Source organism: Streptomyces sp. NPDC046349, from assembly GCF_055587885.1.
The window spans coordinates 209,266-225,941 of the sequence record NZ_JBVJFK010000012.1; the positions used below are offsets into that span (position 1 = coordinate 209,266).

Below are 16,676 nucleotides of genomic sequence, written 5' to 3' on the forward strand. Positions count from 1 at the left end.
ACGGGCCGGTTCCCGTGCCCTCCCCCTTCGCGTGCGCAGCGGGCTGCCCCTGCCCGCCGAGAGGCTCTCCACACGCACATTTGCGTTTGCGTAACCGCATGAATACTGTGCGCGTTCGTGACTGCACTTCAAGACCTCAAGTACGGCCAGTGGTTCAGGGGCGCCGACGTCGACGGCGACGGATTCATCGTCCAGCAGGACGTCCGCATGATGAGCGAGCGCTACATCGCCGCCCGCGGCACCACGCCGGACTCCGCGACCGCCCGCCTGCTCACCGAGGGGATGGACGGGTTCTGGACGAACGTGATCGCCCCCATGGACCAGGACGGTGACGGGAAGGTCGATCTGCGCGAGATGACCGAAGGATTCAGGCGCGTCCTGACCGACCCCGCCCTGTACCCGGAACAGATCGAGCCGGTCACCAACTGCTTCTTCGACCTCGTCGATCTCAACGCAGACGGCAAGATCGACCAGGCCGAGTTCCAGCAGATGTTCGACTCGGTCGCCGGTGTGCCCGGCGACGACTGTGCCGCAGTCTTCAGCGCCTTGGACCGGGACGGTTCCGGTGCGCTGGACCGCGCCGAATTCCACCGGGCGGTCATGGAGTTCTTCTACGGCAACGACCCCGACGCCCCTGCCAACCACCTCTTCGGCAGGATCACCGCCTGACGACCGGCATACGGCCCCGGGGGCTGTGCCCACACCACTGCTGGTGTGGGCGGCCCCCGGAGCCGCCAGAGCAGGCGTCCGTCTGCCGGGTCGACAGCGGCGCCCGTGAAGGAACCGAAGCAGACCAGGGTCTTCGCCTCGTCGGGGCACGGCGGCGGGACACCGTGGCCCTGCGCGTCGGAGTGTGCGGGCCGTACGGCTGCGCCAGCGATCAGCTGCCTGCGGAGGGGTCCCCGGCAAGGAGCCGCGCGGTGAGTTCCATGCACCGCGTCCGGGCCGGCGAGAATCCGTAGGGCATCTTGGCCACCGCTTCGAAGGCACTCATCTGGACTTCCTCTTCGGCGTCGTACCTCTCGAAGAGCTTCTCCTCGGCCTCGTCCAGTCCGGCCGCTTCAATGGCCTGGAGCAATTCCTTGTGGTGGGCGCTGTGTTGCGCGGCGAGTTCCTCGACCTGGGGATCGTGGGGGTCGACGGTGTCATCGAGGGCGGCGTCGGCCGCGTCGAGGCGGTCCGCCTCGGCCCGTAGGCCGGGGTGGGTCGCCAGGGTGATGAACACGCTGGCCTGAATTGCGGCTCCCAGCGGCCCGAAGATCCGTTCCGTGACCAGCAGCGCGTCCAGATCGGAGGGGCGCAGCGCGCCGGTAGGCAGGTGGCTGAGCCGGTCCGTGACCAACGGGGAGAGCAACCCCAGTGGGCTGCCCACGACCCGCAGGCGCCGGACTGCCGCGCGCTGACGCTTGATGTCGGCCTCCCGTGCGGCCAGGGTCTCCTCCAGCCGGCCCAGGACGTCCTCGACGTCCCCGACTTCGTCGAACGCCGCCCGCATGTCGTCCAGGCTGATGCCGGCCTCGGACATCTTGCGGATCCACAGCAGGCGGATCATGTCGTCGTAGCCGTAGCGGCGGCGTCCGTCTCCGCCTCGCTCTGGCTCCGGCAGCAGACCGATCTGGTGGTAGTGACGAATGGCGCGCGGGGTGGTTCCGGCGAAGGCGGCGGCATCGCCGATCTTGACCTCGCGGGGAGGCGTGGCGGAGGGGTACATCGCAGACAGGGCCTTTCGTGCTGTGGTGCCTTCGACGACACCACATGCCGCTACGGCATGTGCAACTACACACCACCCTGCCCCTGACGGGCTATCGGGCGGTCCCTCGCCACTGGCGTCCGCACAAGGTAGGCCTCACACCCACGTGTGGGGATGGGTTCGACAACACCCCCTTCACGCAGTTGAACGGCACGCCGACCCCACCCCCGTGAGGGCCTGAGCCAGCTGGGCCGTACCGGCGCTTGCAGAACCCTCAGGCGCCAATCTCCTCCGCATGTTCTTCGCGGCCGGCTGCGCGGGCGGGCGGGCCACCAGCGGGACATCGACGGTGTCCCGGCAGCACGTGCGAGGATGACCGCGAGTTTCGCCTTGTCCGCTTTCGCAGAGGCCGCACATTGAACAGCAAGTTCCTCCCCTTCCGACGCAAACGCGGCACCAAGGTCACCTACGAGGTGACGGGCACCGGCTCCTTCGAGGTGACCTATGCCGTCGGCGACCCTCTCAAAGGAGAGGAGAAGCAGGTCAAGGGCGGCGTCGCGCCGTGGAAGCAGGACGTCGTGATGTCGAGCATCGACGCGATACCCATGCTCACGATCATCACCTCCAACCCCGAACACCCCGACGGCCGGCTCCAGTGCACGATCTCCATCGACGGAGAACTCGCAGTCGAAGGGGCGGTGTCCTCGCGGTCGGCCAGCGCAACCTTCACAGCCCTGCCCGGGGCAACGGGCTGACGGCAGTCGGCAATCGGCACCGATGCGGTGCCAGTCGGCCCTCACGCAGTGGCGGAACGGGCAGGCGGCGTCAGGCACGAGTCGGAGCACTTCGGGGACGTTCACGCCCGGGTGCACCTCGCGTACGCGCGTCCCCGCCCGGGCCATCGCCAGGTCCGGCCGCTCGTCCTCGCGACGAGCTCACCAAGTGCTCCAGCCTGTGTCCAACGTGTGAAAACCGTGGCAGAGAGCGGGGGCGGTCTGTCGTCCGGCGTGCGGCCGGACTGCGTGACGGCCGCCGATGGCATGGTGGCCCTTGCTTCAGCCCCCCGAGGCGCGGGCCTCCTGCCCGGGGCCGCGCGCTCGGGCGCCGACGTCGCGGCCCAGGCCCGTGGTGGGCGGGGCGGCGGCATGAACAGAGCCCGGCCGGGGTGACTACGGGCGCCTGGCCGGGCTCTGCGTGCGTGGGGTGCTGCTTGAGTCAGAAGTCCTCGCGCAGGTCGTGGTGCTCGTCGCGGCGCCGTTCCTCGGGGCGCTGGCCGCCGCGGGAGGGAGTGCCCGGCTCAGGGTGGATCGGGTCCTGGGGCCGCTGCGGGCGCTGGGGGCGCTGCTGTTCTTCGCGGCCCTTGCCCGGCTCCTGGCGCTTGTCCTGCATACCGCCCATGACGGCGACTCCTTGATGCGTAGGGGGTGGTACTTCCTCATGCCACAGTGACACCCACAGTCACATCCCGCACTATTTCCGCTACGTACCGTGGCGGATGGGTGACCGGTGCCCGGCGCCGATGCGTCACGGCCCAGGTGCCGAGGATGAGCGCCCTCACCCCGCCTTGCGGTCAGCAGCAGCACCCAGCCGCAGGAGCGCACCCTCCGCAAGGACCGCACCGCGCTCACCTTGGCCGCTCCCTCCGGTACCCCCAGCGAGGGCGGGAAGCCGGCCGTCACCGCCGACCGGCCGGTGCCGACCACGGCGCAGTCAACCGGATGCACCGCCGCACCCTGTCAGGGGCACGCGCACCCGCCCGGTTCGCCGTGCAGGGAGTGGGCCATCAGGCCGGTGTCCCGGATCTCTCTGACCAGGAACCGCCAAGTGCCGTCCGGATGCTGATCCGACAGCAACTCTGCAGCCCCGCACGGTGACACGGTTCCGCGGGGCCACACGGTGGGCCTCCCGCCGTGCACGGCGGGGCCACAGCAGTCCTCGACTGATCGGCCCTGCCAACCGGGGCCGGACCAGCCGAACGGCCGGGGCGGCCCAGGTCGGCGACCCTCTCACGTACTCTCCAGGCGGCTCAGCGCCTGCATTGCCTCACGCTCCATACGGGCGAGATCCCCGAGGGCCGAGCCGGCCTGGACGAGGCACTGTGCATCGGCCAACTCACCAGCCCGCTTGATGAGTGACGCCACTTCCGTCCACAGGGCGGCTGCCTCGGTGTACAGGGTGTGGCCGGTCCGCAGGTGGCCGCTGTCGAGCAGATCGGCGCATTCGGCGAGGAAGTCGCGGTAGAGGTTGCGGAACAGAGCTCCCCCGGTTCCGGCCTTCTCCATCAGCAGGGCCGCCTGTGGCAGGTCTCGCTGCGGGTTGTCGGTGCGCTGCAGCCACAGGGGTACGCGCTTGCCGGCCTTTTCAATACCTCGGTGGCCGAGGTTGGCGATGGGTGGGTCGAGGAAGGCCCGGGCGCATGCGGTGATGGCGGGGACGATCTGTCCGTGCGGGGCCGGCATGCTGCGCGGAGCGGTGAGGAGGAAGGACCGGTGCCTGGCAGTCATCGGTCCCCGTGCGGCCCTGGCCTGAGCGAGGCTGGTCAGGCTGGTGGTGACCGCTCCGCCTTGTTGGGCGGTGTCCACCAGGTAGGCGGAGCTGTCGTCGTAGCCGTACATGGCGACTACGTGGCCGCCGAAGTGGACCTTGGAGCCGAAGTAGGCCAGGTGATAGCTGTCGAGCTGGAGTCCGACGGGGTGTCCGGAGTCGATGGAGGCCGCCACCTGGTCCCAGGCCTTGCGGGGGGAGGTGGTCTCCCGGACGAGGAGTTCCAGCCCGAGCCGGGTGGCCAGGTTTCTGGTGAGTTCGAAGGGCTTGACCCGTCCCCCGAGGAAGGGGAAGTCCATGTTTCTACTGTCCCAATAGACGAAGGACAGGCCGGACCCGAGACCGAACAGCATGGGCTCGGACAGATCAAGTCCTTGGTGCCTCAGCAGTACCCCGAGCGTTGTCGTCTCGCAGTGCTGCGTGCCGTGGGCATCGATGTCTATCACTGTGGACATGCCGTGTTCTCCTGGACGGGACCCCGCGTGCTGCGGACAGTGGAGCGTCCTGAGACAGCGTAGGCGTATGCGGCAGCAGGGTCTTGGGGCGGGGGCGGGGGCGTCGACTGCACGGGTCGGCGCGGTCCAACCTCCCAGCCGACAACGGGGCCCTGTCTCGGGCTGCCGACCCGCAGCAGTTCGTACGGCTGTGCGTTGCAGCTACGGGACCGGTCCGGAAGTGGGCTCGGCCGCGGCCGCGAGGGTCTGCTCGGCGGCTTCCGCGGCTTCCGCGGCTTGGGCGGCGCGGCGGCTTGGGTGGCTGTGTCCTGCGCGGGCCGGGCGTGGGCGGCCTGCGACGGAGGGAGTATCCGTTGAAGGCGCGGCTGACGGCTCGGAGCGCGCAGGTGACTTCTCCCGGCGTGGTCCAGAAGGTGCTGCCCGCCCCGGACGGTGTCCGTCTGCCCCTGGGCCAGCGGCCTCCCGGCCGACCCGGGCGGCAATCCGCTCCGGCACCCCCGTGGCGCGCAGTGTGGCCGACGGAGCGTCCGCAGCGGTGGCGGGTCAGCTGCTCGGCCATCACGACCCGCCGTACGGCAGCGTGTCGGGCAGCGGAACGGTGCCGTCGCGGACGACGGACAGGCGCGCGGTCCACTCCGCGCACGGTCCCGCGAGGTCGACGTCCGCCGCGCCGCCCGCGTCCAGGGGCCCGTCGCCGACCGTCGTCGAGTCCGGCGGGTACTCGGCCGCGCAGGTGGAGCGAGCCCCGGGAGGCGCAGGGCACCCAGGACCGTCCCGACGGGCGCGTCCTGGACACATCCGTGCTCCCACAGGCCGGATGCAGCAGTGCGCGGTTCGACTCCGGTTGCGAGCTGCAGCCGCCCCCGCCCATGCGCCTCTACATGTGTAGAGTGCGGGGCACCGTCCTCTACCGATGTAGAGGACTGCCTCGTTCAACTTCAAGGAGCCACGGTGAGCGCGACCGTCACACCCGCCCTCGAGCGCAAGCCCCACCCCAAGCCACTGCGACCTTTCCGAGTCGGAGCCGGCGGCTTCCTCCTCCTGGGCACGGGCCACCTCGCCCTTGCGGCCGCGACGGCGCTGGGCGACCCCACCGCCCAGCAGCAAGCCACCTCGGCAGCCATGCGGGAGTCGAGCATGACCCTGCTCGGCCTGGAACGCAGCACCCTCGACATCGTCCAGGGCATGAGCCTCGCGATGGCTTTGTTCGTCATCACATGCGGGCTCCTCGCGCTCACAGCCGTCCGGCACGCCCCGCAACTGGTCGAACGGCGCACCGCCTTCGGATGGATCGCCCTCGTCGCCTCACTGGTGGGCTTGGCGATATCCGTCCCGCTCCTGCCCATGCCGCCGATCGCCGTCCTCGCCGTCACCAGCTGCGCCTTCGCCCTGTCCCTGCGCCGGGCGACGCCCTGAGCCGGTCACGGCGGGGCGTGCGGCGCGACGACGCCCCGCCGGCCGGCCCGGCCATCGCTCCGCGCCGGCCGGGCAACCGGGTGCACCACTCGACGTCCCGTACGAGCGCATAGAGCCGCCGGCCGCGGTCCTGCTCGGGCGGTGACTGTCCGAGCAGCGCGGGGCCCGCCGGGCCGAGACCGTGCCCGACGAACGAGCCGCCGAGCTGATCTGACAGGAGACTCGCCTCACCGCCTTCGTCCTGGTCGTCACGTGCACCTGGGGCGGAAGCAGATGATCAGACGAAGGCCGCCCTCGCGTCCGGATTCGAGCGCAGCAACGTGACCGGCGGTGTGTCTATGCTTCGGGCTCCGGCTGGGCCCTCAGGTAGCGACCCCAGGTCTGGGCCTTGCGGTAGGGGCCATCCCCGCCGCTGTCGTGCTGCGGCGTGTCGAAAGTGACCCAGTACAGCAACTCGCCGTTGAACGCCTGGGCATGCTGATTGGGTTCGGGTGCAGCCGAGGCGTCGATCGTTCCAGCAAACTCGGCCTGCCATGGACCGTCCCAGTCCTGGTCGCGAACGACCGTGACCCGGCTGCCCGGTGTCAGTGCACCCGTCGGCCATGTCCGGCACAAGGGACGACGGAGGATGTGCTCCATCCCCTGGCGATCGCCTACGGCCGCAGGAACATGGCCGGCACGGTCTGTCATGCCACCCACTCTGCCCGCACCACTTCGGAAGCGCCAGGAGATAAAGAACCGGTGCCGCGATCCGGCGCTCGGGCGGTCGGATCCCGAGCAGAGGCCACCATGCGAGCAGGAGCGGCCGGTTGCGGTTCAACAGCATGTCGGCCATTTCTGAGGGGCCGGTGATGGCGTTTGACCATGACTTGCCCTGAGGGACGCTCATCAGCGGCTACTTCGAAGGCGCTGGCCGGTGGGGCGACGGGTGATACTCCTCCTGTGGACTGGTTGGAGCGAGCGAGGGCGGCGGAACAACTGCAGGATTGGGAGGTGGCGATCGCGCTGGTAAGCGCTCACGCCGAGTGCTTCTCCGACGATCCGGTCATGCACGACAACCATCTGTGGCACATGGATCTACTGGCCCGAGCGGAACAGATTCCAGAGCTTACGGAGCGCGCCTTTACGGATGGCCACGCGCGTCGAAGACTGAACAGATCGCTGCGAGAGCGGGGTATGGAGGCGGCACTGCGTGACCGCGCCGAAGACGGTGACCGTGACGCCCTGTACGTCCTTGTTCGACTGATGTGCGAGACGGGCCGGCCGCAGGAAGCCCGGAAGGTAGTCCAAGACATCGACTCGGAGAACCGGTACGCACACCAGATTGTGGCCAGAGACGGCTCGCCATAGGTCCCCGGCTATGACTTTCTCGTCAAGTAGCCGATGTCTGACGTGGGTCACCGCCCGGTGGAGACGTGAGGCGGAGGAGAAGGGGTGGTGCTCGTCGTCGCCGACCAGGCGCCGGTGCAGCATCAGGGTCCGTAGGTCTGCTCGACCCTCCGCCGTTTTGGCTACGGCACGCAGCCGTTGACCTGTGGGTCGCGGGCGACGAACTCGATGTCGATGCCCAGGCCGACGCAGTGCATGACGACCTGGTTCTTGAAGCCCTGGTCCGCGGGGCTCTACGGACGATGCCGCCGGCCTGGACGGCGACTTTGCCCAGCAAGAGGATGCCCGCGGTGTTGTCGTGGGTGTTCGCTACGAGGACGACGACACCGACCGCAGTGATCGGCACCCTGGCCCGCCTGGCGTACAGGACGGTCAAGCCGCGAGCGGAAGTCCACGGACGATAGTGACCCGGAAGGGCCTTTCGGAGCGGGTCCGGTCGCTGCTCGAAGCGCTGCTCCGGTCTGTGCCGCCTCGTGGTCGCCTCTTCGAGCGGTCCGCCGACTGCCTGTCCCGTTCCCGCCTGGGGACCGTGCTGACCGGCACCGCACCCTGCCTCGTTGTCGGCGCACTCCTTTGCAGGGACCTCCTGCAGAGCGAGCGCTCCGCCTCGCGATGCGGGGGCAAGCGATCACACAGGCTCGGCTGACAGGATCCGGTGGAGACGAATCGGCCCTCCTGGCACTCTGCCGGACCGGGCCGTCGAACCCGCATCGGGTGGGGGGCGGCCCGGTGTTACTGTCGCCAGAGCGCTCTGGTCACCGGGCCTCGCCCGCGCACGCCCTATCGGCACGGACTGCGCCCGACCATAGCCGCGGCCGGCCGGCGCCCCGCAGCAGAAGGTCAGTGTTCGGCATCCTGTGTGACACGGGCCGACGAGGGTTGACCCCCGGCGCTGACGCTGACATCGCCACTCACGCCGGAGCCCTCCTTCCGCCCACACCCGCCCACAACCTGTCAGTGTGCGCGCATCCGCCCTGGCGGGGCCTCGCGGCGGTCTACCCCACCCGCATACCTCGTCGACCGGGTGGCACGCTTATGGCGGCCGGCACGGCCGCCAACCGGCCGCGCTCCTTCTTCGGGGCAAGCTCGCACGGATGGCGCGGCGCGGCCGAGCACCCGCCGAGCGGCCCCTCACCTACCTCGCGCGACGGGCGCGTCCGTACGGGGCGCCACAAAAACCAGTGGAGGTGCCCCGCTGTGCGCCGCTACCGTGCTGCCGAACAAGTCGTCTGAGCAAGGACGTTCCGTTGTACACCCTGTGAGACCCCCCGAGTGCTGATTCGTCGCGCGTCGCACCTGTGCGCCGCGCTCCTTTCTGCTGCGGTCTTCTCACTGGAACCGGTGTACTTCTGTGCTCAATACCTGGGTGGTCGCTCCCACCTGCCTGCCGCTCGTTCTCCGCCGATGCCACACCTGCGCGTCCGAGCGCTTCCGGGCGAACGGCAAATTCCGCGTCAACGCCAACCACAAGCTCCTCGACGCCTGGCTCCTCGTGCTCTGCACCGCTTGCGGGGACACGGCGAAACTCACGGTCCTGGAGCGGGTGCACGTACGCTCGGTACGACCCGAGCTGCTGGACCGACTGCATGACAACGATCCGCGCCTGGCAGCCGAACTGCTCCAGGATCCGTTCGTGCGGCGCCGCAATCACATCGCCCTGGACTGGGACGGCGCCTGGCGCCTCGACACCGGCGGATCGGATCACCTGGACCGCGAGGTGATCGACGTCTCGGTCCGCTTCGCAGCGCGGATCCCGGTCCGGCCGGTGCGGTTGATCTCTGAGGGGTGCGGTCTTTCACGGGCCGAGGTCGAGAGACTGATCAAGGCCGGGAAGCTCGTCTCGGCGGTCCGGCTGAACGGCAAGCTCTCCGGGGACTTCACCTTCACGCTCAAGCGCTGACCCCCTGCCCGTAGTCAAGGCCCTGTCCGGCGGGATCCGCCGGACAGGGCCTTGCGGACCTGCGGTGCGTCATCGCCCGGACCTGCCAGGGGTGCGTCGTACGAGCTCGGCGCCTGTGACGTGCCGCTCATCGTGGCGGCCACCGCCCTTGGCACGAGCGAAGCCGCGGCCCGCGTCCACCTCGACGGCCAACTGCTGTGACGCTGGCCCGAGCGGGGAGTCCTCGGGCGGGTACGTGGTGGACCGCTGTGGTCGATGCAGGGGCCTGCGGCAGCAGTGCTCGCCCCGCAGCGGCTGATCGAGGGGGTAGCGGGCTTCGACGAGGCGGCAGCGGTGCCGCCTGGCTTCGACCGGGTTCCCCCGCCGGGATGACGGTGACCGATCCGCCTCCACGGGCCGAATCCACGGCGGACACGGCAAGGGGCAGCGGGCGTGGCGTGGCGTCCGGATTTGTGCGGGTTGTCGGGTGATGATGGCGCAGTGCGACTTGATCACGTGTCCTATGCGGTGACCCGCGACAGCTTCGTCTCGACCGTCCAGTGGATCGGATCGGCCCTGGGCGCCGGGTTCGTCGACGGAGGCGTGCACCCGCGCTTCGGCACCCGTAATTTCGTTCTCCCACTGAGCGGCGGCACCTACGTCGAGGTCGTCACCACACTCGACCACCCCGCCGCCGACCGCGCACCCTTCGGCCAGGCGGTCGCGCGCCGGGCCGCCGAGGGCGGCGGCTGGCTCGGTTGGGTGGTCTCCGTCGACGATATCGCCCCGGTCGAGGCCCGCCTCGGCCGCACCTCTGCCGAGGGCCACCGTGTCCGCCCCGACGGGTTCGACCTGAGGTGGAAGCAGATCGGCCTGCTGGAACTGCTGGAGGACCCGCAACTGCCCTACTTCCTGCAGTGGTTGGTCCCCGTCGAGGAGCGCCCGAGCGCCGAACCGCGCACCTCCACCAGCATCCACGGGGTCTCCATCGCCGGCGATGCCGCCTCCATCGCCGAATTCCTCGGCGAACCGGCCGACCACCCCCTCGACCAGATCGATGTCACCTGGGTCGAGGATGAGGAACCGGGCCTGGTTTCGGTGGAGTTCGCCACCGCCCACGGCCCGGTCACGATCTGATCAGGGCCCGACTGCGCCGCGGGAGCGGCCGGCTGGGGTCTCCTGGCCAGCACGTGTCTCTCTGCAGCAGCGGGAGCGGCGAGTGCGGGCGAGGTGGCTCGAGCGGGCGCGGGAGCGGGGACCCTGCGTGCGCGCGGTCCAAGGGTCGAATGCGCGACCGGCTACCGGCTGAGCCTGTGGTGCACCTGCGCCTGGACTCCGGTCGGCACCTTCCCGACGTACACGGCGATCACACCGCCGATGCGGGCCACGGTGAAACGTCTCCGCCCGCCGGCGCCGGGCCCGCCGCCGTCGAGGTCGAACGCGACGGCCTCGTCGCCGGCTCCCTTCGGCGCCGGAACGGGCTGCAGAGTGAACGTCCTCGGCCACTCCTCGAAGTGGGGCTGGCCCTCGAACGTGGCGCAGCGGGGCAGGGCCTTCTCCAACCGGGTCATGAAGGCGGTGGCCTGCTGCTCGGAGTAGCTCGTCAGCTCGAGCGAGAAGCCGGGCTGCCCGTCACCGCCGCTGCCCACGAGTCTGGTGGCGACGCGGGCCCGGGCCGTCCACGTGTGGGGATGGGGCGCCCACACGACGTCGGCCAGCGGACCACAGGGCGCGGCGGCACTCCCGAAGTCGCTGGGAGGCCGCTGCACGTCCACCCGGTGTCCCGGAAGGTCCTCGGCGCGCGGTAGAGCATCTACCAGCTGCCGCTCCGTCAGCGCTTCGTCACCGGCCCACGGCACGGACGCCACGCCCCAGAAACCGGCGAACACCGCCAGTAGCACGGCACCCCTCGCGGCGATGCGCTGCCCACGCCCCACCTCGTCCCCTTCCCCGATTCGGCTGGGGCGCTGTCCATGACGGCTCGACGCCGTGATCACAGCCCCCACAGGAAGATCATCTCAGCCGTGGTCCTGGGCATCCGTGCACGGCCGGGACCGACAGCCCCAGGCTCTGCCGACGATTCAGCAGTGCCGGCGGTCCAGGAGCCGGGCCGGAGAATCCCTCGTAACCGTCGAAGGCGGCCCGGTCGATCTTTTCAGCTTCTCGGCCAGGCAGTTCCTTTCGGATCACCGCGCGGACCAGATGAGGATGGCGGCGATGTGCAGTCCGGCGAGGTAGATGGTGGCGGCGGTGCAGCAACAGGCCAAGCAGTGGCGCGCGCGGTCTGGCCACCCGCTACGACAAGACTCGACTGTGTTGCGTTGCTTGTATGCCTCGCGGTCGAAGGCCGGCGGACGGCCACCGAGGCGGCCGAGCCGTTTGCGGTTCGCGGCCTGGTCGGCGGGCTGCGGGATCACTGCCCCAGCGCACGTCGGGGGCCGCGGCGGTGTCAGGTGAGGGCGGCGGCCAGCAGGGCGAAGGCGGTGATGATGACGGCGACGCGGACGTAGTGGTAGCGCTCCCAGCGGTTCATCTGCTCCTTCCAGTCTGCAGGCCGGTTCTCGGGGGTCCACGTCTTGCCCCGGTTGTTGATCGGGACAAGCAGCAGGAGCGACATGACCACGCTGAGGATCAGCAGCACGCCGGCGGTGACGACGAGGCCGGCGCCGGGGCGGTGCCATCCGGCGGCTGCCCAGACTGCGACGAGGACGAGCGAGGCGATGTACCAGACCGGCATCACCGCGCCGAGCATTCGACCCCCGTGCGAACGGCCCAGTTGGCCGCTGTCCTCCGGGAGGGCGTTGAGGATCCGGTTGACGACGAAAGCGACGGAGAACTCCACCCCCACCATCACGCCGACGACCACGATGGTGAGGACCTCGAGCACGTTGAGCATTGACAACCCCTCCTGGCATCTAGCATTGCTAGCTTATGAGGCAACGCTAGTACTGCCATCGCTTGGTTGTCTAGCGCTGCTAGGATCGAATCATGTCGGTACAGGAACGCAAGCAGCGCGAGCGGGCGGACCGCGAGCGCCTCATCGTGGCGTCGGCCCGCGAACTCGCCGAGCAACAAGGCTGGGACGCGGTCACCACCCGCCGGCTCGCCGAACGCATCGAATACAGCCAGCCCGTCCTCTACAGCCACTTCCGCGGCAAACGCGAGATCATCGGCGCCGTCGCCCTCCAGGGAGCCGCCGAGATGGCCTCGGCCGTGCGGGCCGCAGCCTCCGCCGCGGACGGCCCCCGCACCCGGGTCACCGCCCTCGCCCGCGCCTACCTCCGGTTCGCCGAACACAACCCGGCTGTCTACGACGCCATGTTCCAACTCGACGGCGGCCTGGCCTTCGCGCACGAGGACACCCCGGAACCCCTGAAGGACGCATTCGCCGCCCTGCTGGAAAGCCTCGGCGAGGTCGCCGGGAACGACGTCCACCCGGGACTGTTCACCGAGGTGTTCTGGGCAGCCCTGCACGGGTTGGCCACCCTCACCCGGGCAGGACGGCTGCCGCCGGAGGACACCGAACGGAGGCTGAAGCTGCTCGTGGACCGCCTCGCCGTGGCCTGACACCGTCCCGGCGGCAGGCGGCGGGCGGCGGGACCGCCGCGGGCCCCGTCGCCTGGGCGGCCGGCCGACCGCGGCAACGTCGTGGTCAGGGGTACGTCCGTCCGGTACGTCCGTCCGCGGGGGCCCACCCGGAGCGCGCGGACGAGGGCGTGCGCGGCCTTCGCGCACCCAGCCCGCTGTTCGAGGGGCGCCCGGTCCTCCTGCCGTCGGCCGGAAGCCAGCGGGCGGCCTACGGCAGCATGCTGCCGGGCGGGAGGTCGCGCAGGCAGTCGCGATGGGCGGCACCGCCGGTCTCCACGGCTCGGCCGAGGCCCATTGACAGGTGGAAGCGGTCGGCGACCTGCAAAGCGTCCGGGGCACCGCGTCGTGCACCTCGGCGTCGGCGCCGGCCCGGTCCCGGCAGACGATCTCCACTCCGGGGTGACGAATCAGCCAGGCGGCCGACGCTCCGGCCTCGCGGGTCGGGAGCACGTCCACCCCGCGATGGTCTTCCACGGAGCGGCCCGGACGGCGCGCGCTCCACTCGCTCCCGGGTGTGGTTGCGGACTGCAGGAGGTGGAGCTGCTCCCGGATGAGAAGGGCGCGCTGCTGTATGCGGTCGGCCTGGACCCGAGCACCGCGTGCCTCGCTGCCCGAGCGCGCCCGGTCGTTCGAATTCATCGGATCGACTACATCGACGTCTCATTCCGAGAAACGCGGGGCGGTCACGCCCACCCGGAACATGTTGTCCGAGCGAGGGAGTTGACACAGAGGCCAGCGCGGTGTCACTCGGGGACGTCTGCCGGCGTTTGCAGGGGGTTGGGCCGCGGCCCTCCGGCGCAGGCCAGGACTTCTGTCGCTGAGGAGTTCAGGAAGACCGTGAACACGGAGGACATGTCCACAGAGTCGATGCGGCCGGTACGCAGGAGTTCTTCCCCGGCCTGCCGGAGGACGCCGACACTGGCGGCGAGGCCTTCGACGGCGTGGCCACGCCGAGCAGCTGTGCGCATGCGCCTCCCGAACACGCCCGCGTGACGGTTGGCAGGGACCAGACCGTCCCAGACGGCGAAGGCACCGCTGGCAATCAAGGCGTCACGGGCAGGTCCGCAAGCCGGGGTCTGATCGCGAAGCATGGCGATCAGGGCCTCGCGAGTCACGCTGTGCGCCGGTGCCTGCGCGACCCAACTGCCGACCACGTGTGACAACTGCAGCGCCTCTCCGGTGACCAGTACGACGGCTTCGCCCTGGTTCCTTCCCCAGGTTATCCGGCGTCGACGGTGCAACTACCGAGCCTCGGCACAGGCGGGTGGTTCGCCTGCTAGCGCGGGGTGGCGCGGTGGTGATCGTGGGAGTGCAGGCGCGCGCACGGCTTCAGCCGCTCCGCTGGCGACGCGCACGGCTCTGACCAGGTACGCAAGGCGTCACACGGTGAGTAGCGTACTCAGGTGGCCGCTCCCGGCAGCTTCGACACTGGTTGCAGGACGAAGGGGAACGGGGAACGTGATGGAACGCCGCTGGTCGAAGCCTGAGATGTGGGTGCCTGGTGGGTACTTGGCGCTGGTCGCCGCGATGGTGGTGTGGCTCGAGGTGGCAGGTCGGACGGGGCACGAGGTCGGCATGGGCGCCATCTGGCCCCTCCTGGTCACGGCGCCGGTCAGTCTCCTGTTGCTGGGCTCCTTCGGAGCCGCGGCGGCCGCCGTAGGGCCGGACTCGGAACAGGCGCCCATGGTGGAGCCCTCCTATGGCGCGCAGCCTCCGACCCCGCTGCCCACGGACTTCCCCTCGGTGGGGGACCCGCTGCCTCCCGACTGGGCACCGGACACCTCCGTGGCCGACAAGCCCGAGATGTGGGACGCCTTGGGCCTCTACATCCCGCTCCTGGTCGGCGCCCTGATCAACGCCGCGGCGATCTGGGCCCTGCTCCGCTGCTGGACCCGGCGGTGGAATGGGCGACCGGCAGCCTGAGGGCTGTCCGTAGCCCCGGAGGTCGGCGCGCGGCGTCGGATGCGGTGCATCGCACGGCGGAGGAGCGTCCGCGTACTGGGCGGATCCGGGCGTTCCAACCACGCGGCGAGGCGCCATGGCTGTCGTCGTACGCCCGCCGGGGGTTCCCGGACAGGCCTTGGAGGTCATCTCAACTGCTTTGATCACTAGGCTGGCGGCCGTAATGGCGATGGTGGAGCGTCTGGTGCCGGATGGGTTGTGGGAGCTGTTCCAGCGGGTGGTTCCGGCTGCTCCGGTGCGACCCCAAGGTGGCGGCAGGCGCAGGTATGGGGATCGGCAGGTTCTGGCGGCCACGGTGTTCGTGGCCGCGACGGGCTGCACGTGGCGGCAGCTGCCGCCGGGTTTCGGTCCTTCCGGGCCGACCGCGCACCGGCGGTTCACCGCGTGGAGTCGGGCCGGGGTGCGGGGCAGGCTCCACCGCCTGGTCCTGGACGAACTCGGCGCCCGCGGCGCCCTGGACTGGGCGCGGTGCGCGATCGACTCCGTCAACATGCGGGCAGCGAAAGGGGGACCTCACGGGTCCGAATCCCGTAGGTCGCGGCAAGAAGGGATCAAAGATCCATTAGCTCACCGAGCGGACCGGTCTGCCCCTGTCGGTCGGCATATCTGCCACGAACACCCACGACAGTCAGGGCCTGGAGCCTCTGGTGCGGGGTATCCCGCCGATCCGGTCCAGGTGGCTCCGCGCCCGGAACATCACCCCGTGCATCGCGCGCAGGGGCATCGAGTCCTCCCAGCGGCTGGGCCGCCACCGTTGGACCGTGGAACGGACGGTGGCGTGGCTTGCCGGATGCCGCCGCCTGCCCCGTCGCTACGAGCGCAAGGCGGAACACTTCCCAGCCTTCGCCGGAATCGCCGCCACCCTGATCTGCTACCGCCGGCTGGCCCGCCCGAGCGGTTCACGCGGCGCCGAGAAAGCCCGGATCAACCCCATCGAACTGCCGGCATGAGTCCCGGGCGACGCCGAGCAGCTCCGTCATCGGCACCGCACGACGACTGGTCGCAGAGAGGTCCTGGCGTGCCTCGGCAGACCACAACGGCGGAAAGAGTGACAAACCCTGATCGCGCTTCAGCGCCCGGACCTCGTCCTGCCAGCCGGCCCAGCGAAGATCTGCGTAGAACTCGTCAAGAGCCCCGGACACCAGCCAGGTCATCCACGCCGAGTGGCCGACACCCAGAGCCTCCCAGCGAAGCGAATCCGGGGCGAAGTAAACCATCTCTCCCGGAGCCCCGGGGCGGCCGGTGCCGGCGGGATCTCCGCCGTTGAGAGCGAAAACGCCGCCCAGCACGTCATGTGCCACCACCAGGCCCGTATCCGCTCGCCACTCCGAGTCGAACGCTCCCGGGAACTGATTGATCCGGGCCAGGCCCGGCACCCCATGCAGTGCCCCATCCACGGGGCTGCCAAAGACCCGCAACCATCCGTCGTCGACCAGGAGACCGCCGCAGTGCAGGACCACCGCGCCCAGATACGACCTGGCCGTGACCTGCAACTGGAGAAGTGATCCCCTGCCCAGGTCGCTGTCGGCCGGAAGCACCTCGACGGACACTGGCGCGGCATCGAGTGTCTGCCTGAGTTCCGGCCAGGCCGGTTCCGCAACGTCGACCAGCTGGCTCAGTTCACGCATGCCCGCATCGTCGCACCCACACTTTTTACACGACCAGCAGGGCGCTTCGACGGGCCACCCGCCGATCGAGATGACCTCTGAGGCACAACTGGATGCTTCGAAGACTGGGCTGGGACCGGAACCTG

The 16,676-nt window shown here is 69.9% G+C and carries 16 protein-coding genes and 2 pseudogenes; 9 read left to right on the top strand and 9 right to left on the bottom strand.

Going from position 1 to position 16,676, the window contains the following annotated elements; translation table 11 throughout:
- Positions 1–117: 117 nt before the first annotated feature.
- Positions 118–669, top strand: coding sequence for an EF-hand domain-containing protein (locus ACZ6JS_RS27585; RefSeq protein ID WP_469301854.1), 552 nt, complete (start codon positions 118–120; stop codon positions 667–669).
- 211 nt (positions 670–880) lie between these two features.
- On the opposite strand, the gene ACZ6JS_RS27590 is transcribed toward ACZ6JS_RS27585, so the two are convergent.
- A complete protein-coding gene (locus ACZ6JS_RS27590) occupies positions 881–1,711 on the bottom strand; it encodes a MerR family transcriptional regulator (RefSeq protein ID WP_469301856.1) in 831 nt (276 codons plus the stop codon).
- 395 nt (positions 1,712–2,106) lie between these two features.
- On the opposite strand from ACZ6JS_RS27590, the gene ACZ6JS_RS27595 reads away from it, so the two are divergent.
- Entirely contained in the window at positions 2,107–2,445 is a 339-nt protein-coding gene (locus ACZ6JS_RS27595) for a hypothetical protein (RefSeq protein WP_469301858.1), read from the top strand.
- Positions 2,446–2,905: 460 nt separating this feature from the next.
- Here ACZ6JS_RS27595 and ACZ6JS_RS27600 read toward each other — a convergent pair whose 3' ends face one another.
- Positions 2,906–3,088, bottom strand: a complete 183-nt coding sequence (locus tag ACZ6JS_RS27600) for a hypothetical protein (RefSeq protein WP_469301860.1) — start codon at positions 3,086–3,088, stop codon at positions 2,906–2,908.
- A gap of 608 nt (positions 3,089–3,696) precedes the next feature.
- Positions 3,697–4,689 (bottom strand): BtrH N-terminal domain-containing protein, encoded by a 993-nt coding sequence (locus ACZ6JS_RS27605; RefSeq protein WP_469301862.1) that lies wholly within the window; start codon positions 4,687–4,689, stop codon positions 3,697–3,699.
- 951 nt (positions 4,690–5,640) lie between these two features.
- On the opposite strand from ACZ6JS_RS27605, the gene ACZ6JS_RS27610 reads away from it, so the two are divergent.
- Complete coding sequence (locus ACZ6JS_RS27610; RefSeq protein WP_469301864.1) at positions 5,641–6,105, top strand: LIC_13387 family protein; 465 nt, start codon at positions 5,641–5,643, stop codon at positions 6,103–6,105.
- A gap of 336 nt (positions 6,106–6,441) precedes the next feature.
- Here the strand turns inward: ACZ6JS_RS27610 and ACZ6JS_RS27615 are convergent, their stop codons facing one another.
- Positions 6,442–6,795, bottom strand: coding sequence for a ferrous iron transport protein A (locus ACZ6JS_RS27615; RefSeq protein WP_469301865.1), 354 nt, complete (start codon positions 6,793–6,795; stop codon positions 6,442–6,444).
- A 252-nt stretch (positions 6,796–7,047) separates the two neighbouring features.
- Between ACZ6JS_RS27615 and ACZ6JS_RS27620 the strand changes: the two genes are divergently transcribed.
- From ACZ6JS_RS27620 to ACZ6JS_RS27630, 3 genes are all read left to right on the top strand, one after another.
- Positions 7,048–7,455, top strand: a complete 408-nt coding sequence (locus ACZ6JS_RS27620; protein ID WP_469301867.1) for a hypothetical protein — start codon at positions 7,048–7,050, stop codon at positions 7,453–7,455.
- A 1,390-nt stretch (positions 7,456–8,845) separates the two neighbouring features.
- Positions 8,846–9,394 (top strand): DUF1062 domain-containing protein, encoded by a 549-nt coding sequence (locus ACZ6JS_RS27625; RefSeq protein WP_469301869.1) that lies wholly within the window; start codon positions 8,846–8,848, stop codon positions 9,392–9,394.
- Between the two features lie 480 nt (positions 9,395–9,874).
- The gene (locus tag ACZ6JS_RS27630; protein WP_469301870.1) at positions 9,875–10,510 is read left to right on the top strand and encodes a VOC family protein; all 636 of its coding nucleotides are present in this window, start codon (positions 9,875–9,877) and stop codon (positions 10,508–10,510) included.
- A gap of 161 nt (positions 10,511–10,671) precedes the next feature.
- On the opposite strand, the gene ACZ6JS_RS27635 is transcribed toward ACZ6JS_RS27630, so the two are convergent.
- From ACZ6JS_RS27635 to ACZ6JS_RS27645, 3 genes and pseudogenes are all read right to left on the bottom strand, one after another.
- On the bottom strand, positions 10,672–11,310 hold the full coding sequence (locus ACZ6JS_RS27635; RefSeq protein WP_469301871.1) for a hypothetical protein: 639 nt from the start codon (positions 11,308–11,310) through the stop codon (positions 10,672–10,674).
- 369 nt (positions 11,311–11,679) lie between these two features.
- Positions 11,680–11,793, bottom strand: a pseudogene (locus ACZ6JS_RS27640) (IS5/IS1182 family transposase); the annotation flags it as partial.
- Positions 11,794–11,822: 29 nt separating this feature from the next.
- Positions 11,823–12,269: an anthrone oxygenase family protein gene (locus tag ACZ6JS_RS27645; protein WP_469301872.1), complete on the bottom strand. Its 447-nt coding sequence runs from the start codon at positions 12,267–12,269 to the stop codon at positions 11,823–11,825.
- A 92-nt stretch (positions 12,270–12,361) separates the two neighbouring features.
- Here ACZ6JS_RS27645 and ACZ6JS_RS27650 point away from each other — a divergent pair, with 92 nt between their 5' ends.
- The gene (locus ACZ6JS_RS27650; protein WP_469301873.1) at positions 12,362–12,940 is read left to right on the top strand and encodes a TetR/AcrR family transcriptional regulator; all 579 of its coding nucleotides are present in this window, start codon (positions 12,362–12,364) and stop codon (positions 12,938–12,940) included.
- 764 nt (positions 12,941–13,704) lie between these two features.
- Here the strand turns inward: ACZ6JS_RS27650 and ACZ6JS_RS27655 are convergent.
- Positions 13,705–14,202, bottom strand: a complete 498-nt coding sequence (locus tag ACZ6JS_RS27655) for a hypothetical protein (protein ID WP_469301874.1) — start codon at positions 14,200–14,202, stop codon at positions 13,705–13,707.
- Positions 14,203–14,422: 220 nt separating this feature from the next.
- On the opposite strand from ACZ6JS_RS27655, the gene ACZ6JS_RS27660 reads away from it, so the two are divergent.
- Both ACZ6JS_RS27660 and ACZ6JS_RS27665 read left to right on the top strand, forming a co-directional pair.
- Positions 14,423–14,884 carry an SCO4225 family membrane protein gene (locus tag ACZ6JS_RS27660; RefSeq protein ID WP_469301974.1) on the top strand — a complete coding sequence of 154 codons (462 nt, stop codon included), beginning with the start codon at positions 14,423–14,425 and terminating at the stop codon, positions 14,882–14,884.
- Between the two features lie 202 nt (positions 14,885–15,086).
- Positions 15,087–15,873 (top strand): annotated as a pseudogene (locus tag ACZ6JS_RS27665) (IS5 family transposase).
- On the opposite strand, the gene ACZ6JS_RS27670 reads toward ACZ6JS_RS27665, so the two are convergent.
- Positions 15,823–16,551 (bottom strand): DUF2625 domain-containing protein, encoded by a 729-nt coding sequence (locus ACZ6JS_RS27670; RefSeq protein ID WP_469301875.1) that lies wholly within the window; start codon positions 16,549–16,551, stop codon positions 15,823–15,825. The pseudogene ACZ6JS_RS27665 and the gene ACZ6JS_RS27670 overlap by 51 nt on opposite strands.
- Between the last annotated feature and the right edge of the window lie 125 nt (positions 16,552–16,676).

Coding starts and splice junctions, on each gene's coding strand:
- ACZ6JS_RS27590 (WP_469301856.1), bottom strand. CDS start 1,711: ATGTACCCCTCCGCCACGCCTCCCCGCGAGGTCAAGATCGGCGATGCC.
- ACZ6JS_RS27600 (WP_469301860.1), bottom strand. CDS start 3,088: ATGGGCGGTATGCAGGACAAGCGCCAGGAGCCGGGCAAGGGCCGCGAA.
- ACZ6JS_RS27605 (WP_469301862.1), bottom strand. CDS start 4,689: ATGTCCACAGTGATAGACATCGATGCCCACGGCACGCAGCACTGCGAG.
- ACZ6JS_RS27615 (WP_469301865.1), bottom strand. CDS start 6,795: ATGACAGACCGTGCCGGCCATGTTCCTGCGGCCGTAGGCGATCGCCAG.
- ACZ6JS_RS27645 (WP_469301872.1), bottom strand. CDS start 12,269: ATGCTCAACGTGCTCGAGGTCCTCACCATCGTGGTCGTCGGCGTGATG.
- ACZ6JS_RS27650 (WP_469301873.1), top strand. CDS start 12,362: ATGTCGGTACAGGAACGCAAGCAGCGCGAGCGGGCGGACCGCGAGCGC.
- ACZ6JS_RS27660 (WP_469301974.1), top strand. CDS start 14,423: ATGGAACGCCGCTGGTCGAAGCCTGAGATGTGGGTGCCTGGTGGGTAC.
- ACZ6JS_RS27670 (WP_469301875.1), bottom strand. CDS start 16,551: ATGCGTGAACTGAGCCAGCTGGTCGACGTTGCGGAACCGGCCTGGCCG.